This is a genomic window from Microbacterium sp. NPDC076895, assembly GCF_040687115.1.
Lineage (GTDB): Bacteria > Actinomycetota > Actinomycetes > Actinomycetales > Microbacteriaceae > Microbacterium.
In genome coordinates, this window is the sequence record NZ_JBFBMQ010000002.1 from 154914 (window position 1) to 170206 (window position 15293).

12 protein-coding genes are annotated in these 15293 nt (G+C 68.6%); 7 read left to right on the forward strand and 5 right to left on the reverse strand.

The window, feature by feature from the left end:
- Positions 1-23 precede the first annotated feature (23 nt).
- From AB0O89_RS02475 to AB0O89_RS02485, 3 genes are all read left to right on the forward strand, one after another.
- Entirely contained in the window at positions 24-1385 is a 1362-nt protein-coding gene (locus tag AB0O89_RS02475; RefSeq protein WP_363493849.1) for a DUF222 domain-containing protein, read from the forward strand.
- Between the two features lie 42 nt (positions 1386-1427).
- Positions 1428-2474, forward strand: a complete 1047-nt coding sequence (locus AB0O89_RS02480) for an LLM class flavin-dependent oxidoreductase (protein ID WP_363493851.1) — start codon at positions 1428-1430, stop codon at positions 2472-2474.
- A gap of 63 nt (positions 2475-2537) precedes the next feature.
- A complete protein-coding gene (locus AB0O89_RS02485; RefSeq protein WP_363493853.1) occupies positions 2538-3908 on the forward strand; it encodes a deoxyribodipyrimidine photo-lyase in 1371 nt (456 codons plus the stop codon).
- Here AB0O89_RS02485 and AB0O89_RS02490 read toward each other — a convergent pair whose 3' ends face one another.
- Both AB0O89_RS02490 and pheA read right to left on the reverse strand, forming a co-directional pair.
- A complete protein-coding gene (locus AB0O89_RS02490; protein ID WP_363493855.1) occupies positions 3909-4316 on the reverse strand; it encodes a hypothetical protein in 408 nt (135 codons plus the stop codon). It lies immediately after the preceding gene.
- 20 nt (positions 4317-4336) lie between these two features.
- Entirely contained in the window at positions 4337-5293 is a 957-nt protein-coding gene (pheA, locus tag AB0O89_RS02495; protein WP_292707636.1) for a prephenate dehydratase, read from the reverse strand.
- A gap of 94 nt (positions 5294-5387) precedes the next feature.
- Between pheA and pgm the strand changes: the two genes are divergently transcribed.
- Positions 5388-7028, forward strand: coding sequence for a phosphoglucomutase (alpha-D-glucose-1,6-bisphosphate-dependent) (gene pgm, locus AB0O89_RS02500; protein WP_292707633.1), 1641 nt, complete (start codon positions 5388-5390; stop codon positions 7026-7028).
- Here the strand turns inward: pgm and AB0O89_RS02505 are convergent.
- Positions 7025-8050 carry an FUSC family protein gene (locus AB0O89_RS02505; protein WP_363493858.1) on the reverse strand — a complete coding sequence of 342 codons (1026 nt, stop codon included), beginning with the start codon at positions 8048-8050 and terminating at the stop codon, positions 7025-7027. The genes pgm and AB0O89_RS02505 overlap by 4 nt on opposite strands.
- Before the next feature lie 264 nt (positions 8051-8314).
- Here AB0O89_RS02505 and galE point away from each other — a divergent pair, with 264 nt between their 5' ends.
- Positions 8315-9292 carry a UDP-glucose 4-epimerase GalE gene (gene galE, locus AB0O89_RS02510; protein WP_363493860.1) on the forward strand — a complete coding sequence of 326 codons (978 nt, stop codon included), beginning with the start codon at positions 8315-8317 and terminating at the stop codon, positions 9290-9292.
- Positions 9293-9307: 15 nt separating this feature from the next.
- Here galE and AB0O89_RS02515 read toward each other — a convergent pair whose 3' ends face one another.
- On the reverse strand, positions 9308-10315 hold the full coding sequence (locus tag AB0O89_RS02515; RefSeq protein WP_363493862.1) for a substrate-binding domain-containing protein: 1008 nt from the start codon (positions 10313-10315) through the stop codon (positions 9308-9310).
- A 55-nt stretch (positions 10316-10370) separates the two neighbouring features.
- Here AB0O89_RS02515 and galT point away from each other — a divergent pair, with 55 nt between their 5' ends.
- Both galT and galK read left to right on the forward strand, forming a co-directional pair.
- The gene (galT, locus tag AB0O89_RS02520) at positions 10371-11528 is read left to right on the forward strand and encodes a galactose-1-phosphate uridylyltransferase (protein ID WP_363494135.1); all 1158 of its coding nucleotides are present in this window, start codon (positions 10371-10373) and stop codon (positions 11526-11528) included.
- A 44-nt stretch (positions 11529-11572) separates the two neighbouring features.
- On the forward strand, positions 11573-12712 hold the full coding sequence (gene galK, locus AB0O89_RS02525; RefSeq protein ID WP_363494137.1) for a galactokinase: 1140 nt from the start codon (positions 11573-11575) through the stop codon (positions 12710-12712).
- Positions 12713-12974: 262 nt separating this feature from the next.
- Here galK and AB0O89_RS02530 read toward each other — a convergent pair whose 3' ends face one another.
- Positions 12975-15257, reverse strand: coding sequence for a glycoside hydrolase family 3 C-terminal domain-containing protein (locus AB0O89_RS02530; RefSeq protein ID WP_363493864.1), 2283 nt, complete (start codon positions 15255-15257; stop codon positions 12975-12977).
- Positions 15258-15293: the final 36 nt, after the last annotated feature.

Genomic DNA, 15293 nt, shown 5'->3' on the forward strand with positions numbered 1-15293 from the left:
GAGGGTGCTGTCATCATTAGAACATGTCTTCGAATGTCGGGAACGGTGACCGGTCGATCGGGCCGGTGATCGGGTACACGGATGCCGACCTCGGCGCCCTGTGCCAGATCGTCTCCGACTTCGAAGACGTCGAGGTTCGGGCAGCTCGCGAAGAGGTAGCTCGCGTGCGAGTCCTCGCTCGCGCCGGCCAGTTGGCGCGGAAGCAGGCGATGGGCCAGACGGCCAAGGTGCGCGCCCACGACATGGCGCTGCGGTCGATCGCGCTGGAACTGGGCGCCGCCTCGCGGGTCAGTGACCGGTCGATGCAGCGCCAGATCAATGACGCCGTTCAGCTCGTCGAGGACTACCCCACCCTGCTCGCGGCACGCGAGACCGCGGCGATCACCCGTCAGCACGTCACCCTCGTCGTCGAGGCTGGCGCCCCGCTTCCCGCCGAGGTGCGCGCCGAATTCGACCGGCTGGCCACCGAACGATGCCTGACCGACTCGGCGAACCGGGTTCGCGCCGCTGTCATGATCCTCGCCGAGCGCATGCACCCCCGCACGCCGCAGGAGCGCCACCAGGATGCACGCGAAGGGCGCGCCGTGCGGATCAGGCCGTTGTCAGACGGAATGAGCGAGGTCTGCGCGCCGGTGCCGACCGTGATCGCTGTCGGCATCGACGACCGGCTGACCCAGATGGCGCGCGCAGTCATCGATTCGCGGCCAAGCCCGGCTGCCCCTGAGGAGGGGCCCAACGTTCACGGGAACGTCTTCACCGGCGATGCCCGCACGATGGATCAGATCCGGGCCGATCTGTTCGCGCAGCTGCTGCTCGCTGGTTCGCCCGTTGTCGACCCTGCCGCCGGTGACGGAGAAGGCCCGCTCGGCGCGATCCGGGCGAAGGTGCAGATCGTCATCCCCGCGCTCGCCCTGACCGACATCGACACCGCCGGACCCGCCGACCTCGTCGGGCACTCTCCCATCGACCCCGAGACGGCGCGTGAGCTCGCCGCCGGCTCGACCTGGTGGGAGCGGTTGGTCACCCACCCGGTCAGCGGCACCGTGCTGGCAGCAGACGGGTATGCCAGGCCCGCGGCGCTCGATCGCTGGCTTCGGGCCCGGGATCAACACTGTCGGACACTCGGATGCCGCGTTCCTGCCGTCCGCTGCGAGGTCGACCACAACGACGACTACGCCAAGGGTGGCAAGACCGAGCACGGGAATCTCTGCCATTTCTGTCAGCGACATCATTCGATGAAGCAGTTCACGGCCTGGCAGGTGCAGCAACTCGAGGGCGGCATCCTCCGGTTCACCTCGCCGACCGGCCGGATCTACACGGACCATCCGCCGCCCGTCTCCGTGCACTTCACACCAGACGACCCGCGCGAACCCGCACCTTTCTGACGCACCGGAATGGGATCAAGCCACCCGGCGTTGCATGGAACGATGTCTGCCACACCGCTTGCCCTCTCCGTCCTCGACCTCGTGCCGGTCCGCACCGGGCAGACCAGCGCACAGGCGGTAACAGCTTCGCTCGCCACCGCCGATGCGGCCGACCGACTCGGGTACCGGCGCTACTGGTTCGCCGAGCACCACAACATGCCGGCCGTCGCGTCGACGACCCCGCCGGTCCTCGTTGCAGCAGCCGCGGCACGCACCTCCCGCATCCGCCTTGGCTCGGGAGGTGTCATGCTCCCCAACCATTCGCCGCTCGTCGTCGCAGAACAATTCGCCGCTCTCGAAGCGATCGCCCCGGGACGCATCGACCTCGGCATCGGTCGCGCACCCGGAAGCGACCCCGTCATCACGCAACTCCTGCGACAGTCCGGAACCACGAGCGACGTCGACCGCTTTCCCGACAACATCCGCGACATCCTCGCCCTTGCCTCCCCCGAAGGCGCGAGCCTACGCTTCACCTCCGGCCAGGAGTACGCCGTCCGCGCAACCCCTGCGGCAACCGCTGCTCCCGAAGTCTGGTTGCTCGGCTCCAGCGACTACTCGGCGCAGCTCGCGGCATCCATGGGTCTTCCCTACGTCTTCGCCAACCACTTCTCCGGTGACGGCCTCGAACGAGCACTCGACCTGTACCGCTCGCAGTTCCGACCAGCAACAGACGGCGACGCCCCGAGGACGTTCCTCACGGCAAACGTCGTCGTCGCCGACACGGATGCCGAAGCCCACGCTCTCGCCCTCCCTCAGGTGCGGATGATGGCGCGGCTTCGCGGCGGACGGCCGCTGACAGCACTAGAGACCGTGGAACAGGCGCACGCCGCCGAGGCAGCCGACCACCTGGCGGCACCTCTGGAATTGTGGGCGGCTGAGCGCTGGTTCATCGGCACACCGGACGCCGTGACCGAGCGACTGCGGGAGTTCGCGACACGGTGGCAGGTAGATGAGGTCATGATCTCGCCGGTCGCCGCAGCACACGACAGCGACCCGATGGATGCCGCACCCGCCCGCCTTCGAACCCTCGACCTGCTCGCGGCAGCGTAATCTCCGCCGCTGAATACCGCACGATCGGGCCCTACGGTACTCGGACGCGGCTAGCATCCCAGGGTGACCTCTCGCACGATCGTCTGGTTCCGAGACGACCTGCGGATCGGTGACAACCCCGCTCTTCACGAGGCTGTGCAGCGGGGCGAACCGATCGTTGCGGTGTATGTCCTCGACGAGCAGTCCCCCGGCATCCGACCCCTCGGCGGCGCCAGCCGCTGGTGGCTGCACCACAGCCTGAGCGCCCTCGAGGGCGAGCTGCACGGGCTCGGCATCACTCTCATCCTGCGGCGAGGAGCCGCGGGCGAGATGATCCGCGAGCTCGTCGCCGAGATCGGCGCTGACGCGATCTACTGGAACCGACGCTATGGCCTTCCCGAGCGCGACATCGATGCCCAGCTGAAGTCCCAGCTGCGGGATGCCGGGCTCGATGTGCGCTCGTTCGGCGCGAACCTGCTCTTCGAACCGTGGACTGTCCGTACCGGGTCGGGCACACAGTACGGTGTCTTCACGCCGTTCTGGAAGGCGTGCCTGGCACTCCCCGAACCGCGCGAGCCGCTTCCTGCCCCCACAGGGGCACGCGGCGCCCGACCCGCCATCGACAGCGACGACGTGGGCGACTGGCAGCTCCTACCCACCGACCCCGACTGGGCCGAGGGTTTCCGCGAGACGTGGGAGCCGGGCGAGGCGTCAGCTCACGCCCGGCTCGAAGCGTTCCTCGCCGACGATCTGCCCGACTACGCGGCAGAACGTGACCGGCCCGACCGCGCCGTGACCTCCCGCCTCTCCCCGCACCTGCGGTGGGGCGAGATCAGCCCGCACGAGATCTGGCATCAGACACGGGCGCGCCACGCAGGGGGGCCTCACGCGAACGCGGCACAGAAGTTCCTCGCCGAAGTCGGCTGGCGCGAGTTCGCCTGGCACGTCCTCTTCCACTTCCCCGACCTTGCGACCAAGAACTGGCGCTCCGAGTTCGACGCGTTCCCCTGGCCGCGGCTGAACCCGGCCCGACTGGAGGCCTGGCAGCGCGGGCGCACCGGTGTCGCGCTCGTGGATGCCGGGATGCGCGAGCTCTGGCACACCGGAACGATGCACAACCGCGTCCGGATGGTGACGGCATCCTTCCTCACCAAGAACCTCATGATCGACTGGCGTAAGGGCGAGCAGTGGTTCTGGGACACCCTCGTGGATGCGGATGCCGCATCCAACCCGTTCGGCTGGCAGTGGGTGGCCGGCTCCGGCGCCGACGCCGCACCCTACTTCCGCATCTTCAACCCGGAGCTGCAGGCCGCCAAGTTCGATCCCGACGGAGCCTACGTGGGCCGGTGGGCTCCCGAGCACGCCGGTGAGGATGCGCCCGAGCCGATCGTCGACCTCAAGGCCACACGTGACGCGGCGCTGGCCGCCTACGAGACGGTCAAGAACGCGCGCTGACTAACCGGCCATGGTCGAGGCGCCGATGATGCGAAAGACGATCACCAACGCGCACACCAGGAGCACGGCAGAAACGGGCGTCCAGATCGCACGTTCGATGCGACTCCGTGAGATTCCGTTCATCGCGGTCGCGATCGCAAACAGCCCCACGAGCACCCACAGCACAACGATGTTCCACGAGTCAGGCACCGGCCCCGCGAGAGCGGGGATTGCAAGGGACAGGAAGAACCACGCGACGAGTGCCCAGACCACCGCCGCTATGCCGCTGGCGATACGAAGCCGTGGCTCGAGCGTCGCCGATGCGCCACCGTAGGCCGCCTTGCCCCACGGCACCCCCACTGCGAGCGCTACCTGAAACCCGACGAGCACCAGCAGCAGGATGACCGCGACCCACGCCGCGACACTCACCAGGATGTCCATCGCGGGCCTCAGCGGTCGGGTTCGCCCGAGAGCAGCCCGCGCAACCAGTCGCGGGCCTCGACGAACACGTCATCGGAGTACCGGTCGGGGTAACGGATGATCGCGTGGTCAGCGCGGGGGTAGGAGCCGAGGAAGATCACCTTGGGACTGAAACGTCGCAGTCCCAGGAGGGCATCGGCCATGCGCTCATCCATGATGTGCCCGTCGGCGTCGATGACGAATCGATAGCGACCCAGCGCGTCTCCGATGGGCCGGGAGGCAAGCAGGCTCAGGTTGATCCCGCGCGTCGCAAACTGCTCGAGCATCTCCAGCAGCGCACCGGGGTGGTCATCGGGCAGCTCGGCGATCAGCGAGGTCTTGTCGGCGCCGGTCGGTTCGGGCGGCGCGACGGTCCGGCTGACCAGCACGAACCGCGTGACGGCCTCGGCATTGTCGCCGATACCCTCGGCAAGCAGCTCGACCTCGAGGTGTTCCAGGATGCCGGGAGCGGCGATTGCGGCATCCGCATCCGACGTACCGTCGATCAGCCCGACAGCGCTGGCGACGTTCGACGCTGCCGGGATGTGCGCATGGGCGGGCAGGGTAGCCGTGAGCCACCGCAGGCACTGGGCGTAGGCAACGGGATGCGCAGCCACAAGCGACACATCCTCAAGCCGCGTGCCGGGCCGCCCGACCAGCACGAACTCAACCGGAACGAGGTACTCGCCGACGATCCGCAGCCCGGGCATCGTCGCGAGGGCGTCTTGCGCCGTCGATACGCCGCCGTCAACCGAGTTCTCGATGGCGATCATCGCGGCATCCGACCGGCCCTCGACGACATCGGCGAGCGCCTCGCCGACGTTTCGGACCGGGCGCCAGATCTGGCCCCGAGCTTCTGGCACCTGCGCCAGGGCTGCTTCGGTGAAGGTCCCCGCGGGTCCGAGGTAACTGTAGGTCCGGCGGGTAGCTTCGGGCTCGTCGCTCACGGCAACCCAGCCTAGACCTGCGGCTCTGCTGCGCGCTGGCCGCCCCCACACCTGGGGGCATTGCGTGCGCCCGCACGGATGACAGACTGTGTTCATGAGCCGCGCAGGTCTGCCAGCCGAAGAATCCGACCTCATCGACATCGACGAACTGATCGCCGCCTACTACGAACGCGTCCCCGACCCTGCCGTACCCGAGCAGCGGGTCGCGTTCGGCACCAGCGGCCACCGCGGTTCATCGCTGTCGACGAGCTTCAACGAGGTCCACATCCTGGCCACGACGCAGGCGATCGTGGACTACCGGACGGCGAACGGCATCGCCGGGCCCCTGTTCCTGGGCCGCGACACGCACGGCCTGTCCCGCCCCGCCGAGCGCAGTGCCATCGAGGTACTGGTGGCCAACGGCGTCGGCGTGCGCGTGGACTCGCGCGACTCCTGGGTGCCGACCCCGGCACTCAGCCACGCGATCCTCACCTACAACCGCGGCAAGGCCACCGACGACCCGACGCGCGCCGACGGCATCGTCGTGACCCCGTCCCACAACCCGCCCCGCGACGGCGGGTTCAAGTACAACCCGCCGCACGGCGGTCCCGCCGACACAGACGCGACGGGGTGGATCGCGAACCGCGCCAACGAGCTCATCGCCGCGGGGCTCGAGGGCGTGAAGCGGGTGCGCTTTGCCGACATGGACGGCGAGCGCATCGGCTCCTACGACTTCCGCGACGTCTACGTGCGAGACCTCGAGAACATCATCGATGTCAGCGCGATCGCCCGCGCTGGCGTGCGGATCGGGGCGGATCCGCTGGGCGGAGCGTCAGTCGAGTACTGGGCGCTGATCGCCGAGGTCTACGGCCTGGACCTCACCGTCGTGAACCCCGATGTCGACCCGACGTGGCGTTTCATGACGCTGGACTGGGACGAGAAGATCCGCATGGATCCGTCCTCCCCGTCCGCCATGGCCTCGCTGGTGGCGAAGCGCCACGAGTTCGACATCCTCACCGGCAACGACGCCGACGCCGACAGGCACGGCGTCGTGACCCCGGATGCCGGACTCATGAACCCCAACCACTACCTTGCCGTCGCGATCGACTATCTTTTCTCGCACCGTGACGGCTGGCCCGGGGATGCCGCAGTCGGCAAGACCCTCGTTTCGTCAATGATCATCGACCGTGTCGTCGCCGCCCTGGGCCGCGACCTCTACGAAGTGCCGGTCGGGTTCAAGTGGTTCGTGCCGGGCCTGCTCGACGGATCGGTCGCGTTCGGCGGTGAAGAGTCGGCTGGTGCGTCGTTCCTGCGGAAGGACGGGTCGGTGTGGACCACCGATAAGGACGGCATCCTGCTGTGCCTGCTCGCAGCCGAGATCCTCGCCGTCACCGGCAAGACCCCGTCGCAGCGGTACGCCGAGCTCGAGGCACAGTTCGGTTCCTCCGCCTACCAGCGGGTTGATGCGCCGGCCACTCCCGCCCAGAAGGCGACGCTCGCGAAGCTCTCCCCCGAGTCGGTGACCGCTACCGAGCTCGCCGGCGAACCGATCACCGCGAAACTCTCGCACGCGCCCGGCAACGGAGCTGCGATCGGCGGCCTCAAGGTGCAGACCGAGAGCGCGTGGTTTGCTGCGCGCCCCTCAGGCACAGAAGACGTCTACAAGCTCTACGCCGAGTCACTCAAGGGCGAAGAGCACCTGCGCGAGGTGCAGGAGCAGGCGCGCGCCGTCGTGTCTGCGGCCCTCGGTTCCTAGGCCGCCCTGCGGAACGCCCGAAGCGGCACGAAGCTGACGGCCACCGCCAGCGCTGACCCGACGATCGTGTCGACGACCCGTTCGCCGGCGATCGCCACCGAGCCGAACTCTCCCGCTGCCGCCCCCGTCAGCACGAGCACTAGCGGCGTGATCAGCACGAGCGCGAGCGCGTAGTTGCGAGCCACGACGAGCTCGATTCCGAACTGCAGCACCGCCAGCAGCACCGCGATCCCCAGCGGCTGCCACGGGAAGAGGACGAGCAGCAGATAGAGTCCGGCCCCGAGGACGGTTCCGATCATGCGATGGATGCCGCGACCGACGATCGCCGTGCGAGCCGCCGAGATCCCGACGACAGTGACCCCGGCGGCGACGATCCAGTAGGCCCGGACCGGATCGACGAGCAGGCCAGCGGCAGAACCCACCAGCGCCACGATGACCGTTCGCTCGAACAGCAGCCGCGCCGTGTCATCCCATCCTGAGCGGGGAAGGACCTCCCGCAGCTGACGGGTCGGTGCATCAGGTCGCCGTTCGAAGACCGGCAGGATCGCGATGACATACGTCAGCACGCTTCCGATGGCGAGCGCGCCGAGCGACTGCAGAGCCACGATCTCGGTCGAGATCGCCCGGATGTGGGCGAACATGCCGTAGACCAGGACGAAGAACATGACTCCGGGTGGTCCCACCGAAAAGCCGTAGACGAGGGCGGCCGCGACGATCGCGACGCCCGCAAGGGCGATCACCGTGAGCGGACGCGACCACCCCACGCCGACCCCGAGGGCTGCCGCCACCACGAGACCGGCGGCGATGAAGGGCACCGCCTTGGCGCGCTCTCGCGCCGGGAGCGCACCGCCGTACAAGGCGGCGAACGAGCCCACCGCGGCACTGTATCCGAGGTGCGGCACGCCCAGCATCGCCGCAATGGCGATGGGGAGGCCGAGGGCCAGGGCAGCTCGCAGCGCTCGAGGAAGCGCCGGCACGGTCAGCGGGTCGAGGCGAAAGAGGCTCGCCCAGAGGTCCCGCATGCCCACATCGTAGGGGCTGGGTGGACCCGCCGCAGAACGAGCCCACCCAGCCGCCTCACTCTCGCTTCGTCGTGACCAGTCGTTGCAGCAGCACAAAGATGAGGAGCACCCGCTCTACGTGCCGGGGCCTGCGACCCGCGCGGGCAGCAACGAACTGGTGATCCTCACGCTGGATGCTGCCGACACCGCGACAGCGCGGTTCACCGACCACCGCTCTCCTCGGCCCCGCCGAGGAGTGAGAGCGAACCTGACAGGATGGGAAGCATGAGCTGGCTTGTCACCGGCGGTGCCGGATACATCGGTGCCCACGTCGTCCGCGCCCTATCGGCCGCGGGCCTGTCGCCCGTCGTGATCGACGACCTCTCCAGTGGACATGCCGGTTTCGTGCCGGAGGGAGTGCCCTTCGTGCGCGGCTCCATCCTGGACCGTGAGCTGGTCGAGCAGACCCTCCGCGAGCACGACGTCGAGGGCGTCATCCACGTCGCCGGCTACAAGTACGCGGGAGTCTCGGTCACCCGCCCGCTGCACACCTACCACCAGAACGTCGAGGGCACCCGCGTGGTGCTCGAGGCGATGGCTGCGGCAGGGGTGACCAAGATCGTGTTCTCGTCCAGCGCCGCGGTGTACGGCACCCCGGACGTGCCGCTCGTGGTTGAGGATCTGCCCAAGCGCCCAGCCTCCCCCTACGGCGAGTCCAAGCTCATCGGGGAATGGCTCATCGCCGACCAGGCACGCGCAACGGCCGACACCGACGCCCCGCTGCAACACACCTCGCTGCGATACTTCAACGTCGTGGGCTCGGCAGACCCGACGGTGTACGACACGAGCCCGCACAATTTGTTCCCGATCGTGTTCGAGAAGCTCATCGCTGGCGAGACACCGCGCATCAACGGCGATGACTACGACACCGCCGATGGCACGAACGTGCGCGACTACGTGCACGTCGGCGACATCGCCGCAGCCCACGTCGCCGCTGCACAGCGCCTGATCGCGGGCGAGCCGATCGAGGCCGCTTATAACCTCGGATCGCAGAACGGCCTCTCGGTGCGCGAGATCATGGACGCCATGGCTCGGGTCACCGGGATCTCCTTCACCCCCGAGATCGGCCCGCGCCGCCCCGGCGATCCCGACCGGATCGTCGCGACCGGCGAGCTGGCTGCCCGCGACCTCGACTGGCAGATGCGCTACTCGATCGACGAGATGGTGCGTACGGGCTGGGAAGCCCGTCAGAACGCGCTCTGAGCGCGCGGGCACCCGTTAGGCAGGCTGCACGAAGGGCGCGCCAGTGCTACCGCGCACGACCAGCGGCGCCTCGATCACCGCGCGGGACCCAGCTTCTGCGCCGTCGAGCACCGCAGCTACCGCACGCTGACCGAGCAGATCGAATCGCTGACGCACCGTAGTGAGTGCGGGGGTGAAATTCGCGGCATCCGCGACATCGTCGAATCCGACGACACTCAGTTGTTCGGGCACAAGGATGCCGAGTTCGGATGCCGCCCGCAGGACGCCGAGCGCCATCTGATCATTCGCGACGACAACCGCCGTCACGGGATCACTGGCGTCGAGGTTCGCGAGAAGCTCCAGACCTGCCCGGTAGCCGGATGCCGAGTCCCACGCGCCGCGCAACAGCGCGCCTGGCTTCAGACCCGCAGCCGCGAGAGTCTCACGCCACCCGCGCTCACGTTCGGCGGCGGCATACGACGACTCTGGCCCGCCAATGTGGGCGATGACACGGTGCCCGAGTTCACGAAGGTGCGTCGTCGCGGCCGCTGAACCAGCAGCGTGGGCGGTCTCCACCCCCGCGTACCGGTCGTCGGGCGGTGAATCGACCACAGCCAGACGCAGGTCGGTGGGCAGCTCGCTCTGACGAAGAAGCGCTGAGGCCTCATTGACGACGATCGCCCCATCCACGCCCTGATCGCGGAGCCGCTCGAAGGCCTCGGCTGGGCCACCCTCGCCGATACGTGCGACGGCGACGGCATAGCCGCGCGCAGATGCCTCATCGACGACGGCCTCGAGCAGCATGGAGTTACCGACCGTGGCGAGGGTCGACACGACGGCCCCGACGACTCCGGTGCGGCCGGTGCGCAGCGCCCGGGCGGCTCGGTGGACTCGATAGCCGGCCTGGGCCATCGCCGCCTCGACACGCGCGCGCGTCACGGGGTCGACGCGCGGGCTGCCGTTGGCAACCCTCGATACAGTCTGCGTCGACACCCCGGCCAGTTCCGCGACATCGGCCATGGATGCGCGTCGTTGCTGGGTCATTGGGCCCTCCAATGTTGACGATATCACGCCCGAGCATTAGCGTGTTATCGTGAACATGCTTCGGGAACCGATAACCCTCGGCGCCGGTGTCGTCAGACGGGACACCACGCTGGCCGATGGGCGAGACCTCTTCTACTACGACGATCCCGATACGACGCTCGGTGCTGATCGCGGAATCGATCAGCGAACGCTCGATCCGCGCCCGGCAACAGCCACGATGCGCCAGGACATCCTGACCGGCGACTGGATCTCGATCGCCGCCGCGCGGCAGAACCGCGCCTTCCTGCCGCCGGCAGAGCTGGATCCCCTCGCCCCGCAGACGCCGACGAATCCGTCCGAGATCCCGTCGCGCTACGACGTTGCGGTCTTCGAGAACCGCTCGCCCTCGTTCGGCCCGGCCCTCACCGAGGCTCACGGCGACGCACCGGAAGCATCGAACCCGCCCCGCGGTCTCGATGATCTCGATGCCCTCGGCCTTGGCAGCGTGCGAACCTCGGTGGGACGCTGCGAGGTCGTCTGCTTCAGCCCCGAGCACACCGGATCGTTCGGAACCCAGTCGGTCACCCGTGCCCGCACGGTCATCGAAGCGTGGGCCGACCGCACCGCAGCGCTATCTGCCCTCCCGGGCGTCGAGCAGGTGTTCCCGTTCGAGAACCGCGGTGAGGCGATCGGCGTCACGCTCCCCCACCCGCACGGACAGATCTACGCCTACCCGTATGTCACCCCGCGTACTCGTCGTCTGCTCGAGAACATCTCTCGCACCTCACCCGATCTGATACAGCGCGTGCTCGACTTCGAGCGGGAGGGCGGCCGCGTCATCCTCGCCGGCGAGCACTGGACCGCCTATGTCCCGTTCGCCGCCCGCTGGCCGATCGAGGTGCACCTCATGCCGCACCGCCACGTCCCCGACTTCGCGGAGTCCACGGATGCCGAACGCGACGAACTCGCCAGCATCTATCTGCGTCTCCTGCGCGGCATCGACGCACTCTACGAGACCCCGACTCCGTACATCGCCGCCTGGCATCAGGCTCCCGTGAACGTCGCGCGTGACAGCGTGCGGATGCATCTGGAAATTACCTCTCCCCGGCGTGCCGCCGACAAGCTCAAGTTCCTCGCCGGCTCGGAGGCTGCGATGGGCGCCTGGATCGGCGACATCCCGCCCGAGGCCGCCGCCGACCGCCTGCGCGAGGCCATCGAGGGGGTCCAGCTGTGAGCACCATCGATCCGCAGGAGGGTGCCCTGGCTCTGCTCGGCCAGATGACGGATGCCGCCCCGCTCGGCGTCTGGTCTGCTCCCGGGCGCGTGAACCTCATCGGCGAACACACCGACTACAACGACGGCTTCGTGCTGCCGTTTGCGATCGATGCCCGCACGGCGGTCGCCGTCGCCGCGCGCACGGACGGTGTCCTGCGGGTTCGCTCGAGCTTCGACGAGTCCGGTGCTTCCGTGGCCATCGCCGAGCTCGACGCGCTGTTCGAGACTCCCGCACCGGCATCCGTCCCCGAATGGACGACCTACCCACTCGGGGTCGCGTGGGCCCTGCTGCACGCCGCCGGCGAGGCCGCGAACCCGCAGGGGCTCGACCTCGCGATCGCGTCTTCGATTCCCGTCGGCGCAGGGCTCTCGTCATCCGCCGCCATCGAGTGCGCCGTCGCCGTGGCCCTGAGTGAGCTGTGGGGCGCTGAACTCAGTGCGAAGGACCTCACGCGCGTAGGCCGTACCGCCGAGAACGAGGCGGTGGGAGCGCCCACGGGAATCATGGACCAGACCGCGTCAATGCTCGGCGAAGCCGATGCCGCGGTCTTTCTCGATTGCCGCACGCTCGCCACCGAGATCGTGCCCCTGGGGCTGGAACCCGCGGACCTGGAGGTCCTCGTGATCGACACCCTCGTGACCCATGCCCACTCCACGGGCGGGTACCGCGAGCGCCGGGCATCCTGCGAGCAGGGTGCTGCGGCGATGGATGTCGCGATGCTGCGCGATCTGGCCCCGGGCGACCTCGAGCGGGCGGCCTCCGTCATGGACGAGGTGACCTTCCGCCGGGTGCGTCACGTCGTCACCGAGGACGCGCGCGTGCTCGAGACCGTGCGCGTCCTGCGCGAGAGCGGCCCGCGCGCCATCGGCGAACTCCTGCTGGCCTCGCACGCGTCGATGCGCGACGACTTCGAGATCTCGGTTCCCGAGCTGGACACGGCTGTCGAAGCGGCCATGTCGGGTGGCGCGATCGGCGCACGGATGACCGGCGGAGGCTTCGGCGGCGCAGCGATCGCGCTCGTCCCCCGCGACCGGCTTGACGCGGTGACGGATGCCGTGACCGCCGCGTTCTCGGCATCCGGGTTCCGCGCACCGCGCATCTTCACAGTGCAGCCCTCGGTCGGCGCCCACCGTGACCGCTGACGCGGGCCCCACCCATCTCGCCGAGGTAGGACATATCCCCGGGGCAGGAGGAATGGTTCACCAAACGTCCTACCCTCAGGATTTCGCCTACCTTCGCGAGGGCCCGGCGCATGCCCGCACCGGCATTCGCGCTACCGCGCCAGCATCCGCTCCCGCCCCCCATCTCGCCGAGGTAGGACAAATCCCCGGGGCAGGACGATTGGTTCACCAAACGTCCTACCCCGGGGATTTTGCCTACCTTCGTGAGGGCGGCCGCAGGCGCCTACTGCTGCGGGGCGTTCGCCATCGCGATCAGGCCGTCGATCATCTCGGGGCTGACCTGATCGCCGGCCATCATCGACATCCGGCCGATGGGGAACGACATCATCATCTTGTCCATCGACACGCCCTCGGGCATGACGGACTCGAGATCATCCATCCCCGCCATCATCTGCTGTATCGCCGCTTGCACCATCTGGCCGACGACCGGATGTGCAATCACTTCGCCGAGCGACGACTCACGCGACAGCGGGACCGCCACCGGGTCTCCCTCGACGGTCACCGTCGCCGAGCTGCGGATGTCGCGGCTCGACGCCCCGACCTCCACGGCGTATTCCCCACCCTCGACAACCCAGCCATCGAGTCGGATGTCCCAGTAGGCGAGGTCCGCGCGGCGCACCGCGACCGCGACCTCCCGGGACTCACCGGCAGCGAGCGCAACCGATACGAAGCCCTTCAGCTCGCGCACCGGGCGCTGCACCGCCGACCCCGGCAGCGAGGTGTAGACCTGGACGATCTCGCGCCCGTCGCGCTGACCCGTGTTGGTCACGGTGACCGTCACCTCGAGATCTCCCGTCTCGGTGACGCGGGCCGCGGCATCCGTGTACGAGAACGTCGTGTACGACAGGCCGTGACCGAAGGGATAGGCAACCTCGAGGTTCCGCGCGTCGTACCAGCGGTAGCCGACGAACAGACCCTCGCCGTAGCGGACGTGGCCGAACTCCCCCGGGAAATCCAAGTACGCCGGGGTGTCCGACAGCCGCAGCGGGATCGTCTCGGTGAGCTTGGCCGACGGGTTCACGTCACCGAACAGCACGTCGGCTGTCGCCCCACCGCCGGCCTGACCGAGGAGCCACCCCTCGAGGATCGCGGGAACCTCGTTCGCGAAGGGAAGGGCGACGACCCCACCGTTGGAGAGCACGACGACGACGTTCGGGTTCGCGGCAAGCACGGCATCCAACACCGCAAGCTGCTCGGCAGGCAGATCGATGTCGTCCCGGTCATACCCTTCGGACTCGAGGCGCGCCGGCAACCCGAGGAACAGCACGACGACCTCGGCGGCGGATGCCACGGCCACCGCCTCGTCGCGCAGGCGCACCTCCTCGGCCTCCTCGACCTCGGCAGCAAGCGAGAACCCGGGAGCGTAGGCGACGTCACCTGTCGCGAGCGCGCGGATCTGCTCGATCGCCGTGTCCAGGCGGGTCGGGTTGATCAGCGATGAGCCAGCCCCCTGGTAGCGCGGCTTCTCGGCGAACGCCCCGATGACGGCAAGGTTCGCGTCCTTGGCCAGAGGCAGGATGCCGCCCTCGTTCTTCAGGAGCACGATCGAGCGACCGGCAGCCTCGCGGGCGAGGGCGTGGTGTGCGTCGACATCGAGCGGTCCTGCCACTGTGCCCGCCCCGGCCCGGGCCTTACGGACGAGGTCGATGACGCGGCCCGCTGCGACATCGAGCGCTGATTCATCGAGCTCGCCGGAGCGGACCGCGGCGACGAGTTCGGCATCCGTGCGCCCGTTCGAGGAGGGCATTTCGAGGTCGAGCCCAGCGGGAAGACCCTTCACCCGCTCGTTGACCGCACCCCAGTCCGACACGACGAGGCCCTCGAAGCCCCACTCGTCGCGCAGCACGCGCGTGAGCAGCCACGGGTCCTCCGAGGCGTAGACGCCGTTGATCTTGTTGTACGAGCACATGACAGTCCACGGCTGGGCATCGCGCACGACCCGCTCGAACCCGCGCAGGTAGATCTCGCGCAACGGCCGCGGGTCGATGTCGGAGCTTGCCCGCATCCGGTCGGTCTCTTGATTGTTCGCGGCGAAGTGTTTGAGCGAGGTGCCCACTCCCTGCGACTGGACGCCCTTCACGAAGGCGGCGCCCAGCACGCCCGAAATCAGCGGATCCTCCGAGAAGTACTCGAAGTTGCGACCGCACAGCGGCGAGCGCTTGATGTTGATGCCGGGGCCGAGCAGGACGGCGACATCCTCGATGGATGTCTCGGCGCCGAGGGCTTGACCGACCCGATCCAGAAGCTCGACATCCCACGAGGAGCCGAGGCCCACGGCTGGCGGGAAGCATGTCGCCGGAACCGACGAGCCGAGGCCGAGGTGATCACCGGTTCCCCCTTGCTTGCGCAGGCCGTGGGGTCCGTCGGTGACCATGATCGAGGCAATCCCGACCCGCTCGACCGGCTTGGTGTGCCAGAAGTTCAGACCGCTGGTCAGCGACGCCTTCTCTTCCAGTGTCAGATCGGCGACGGTTGCGTCGGCGGCGATGCGGTTGGTGTCGGTCATGAGATTCCTTTCGAGGGGAGGGACGGAGCCCCGGGG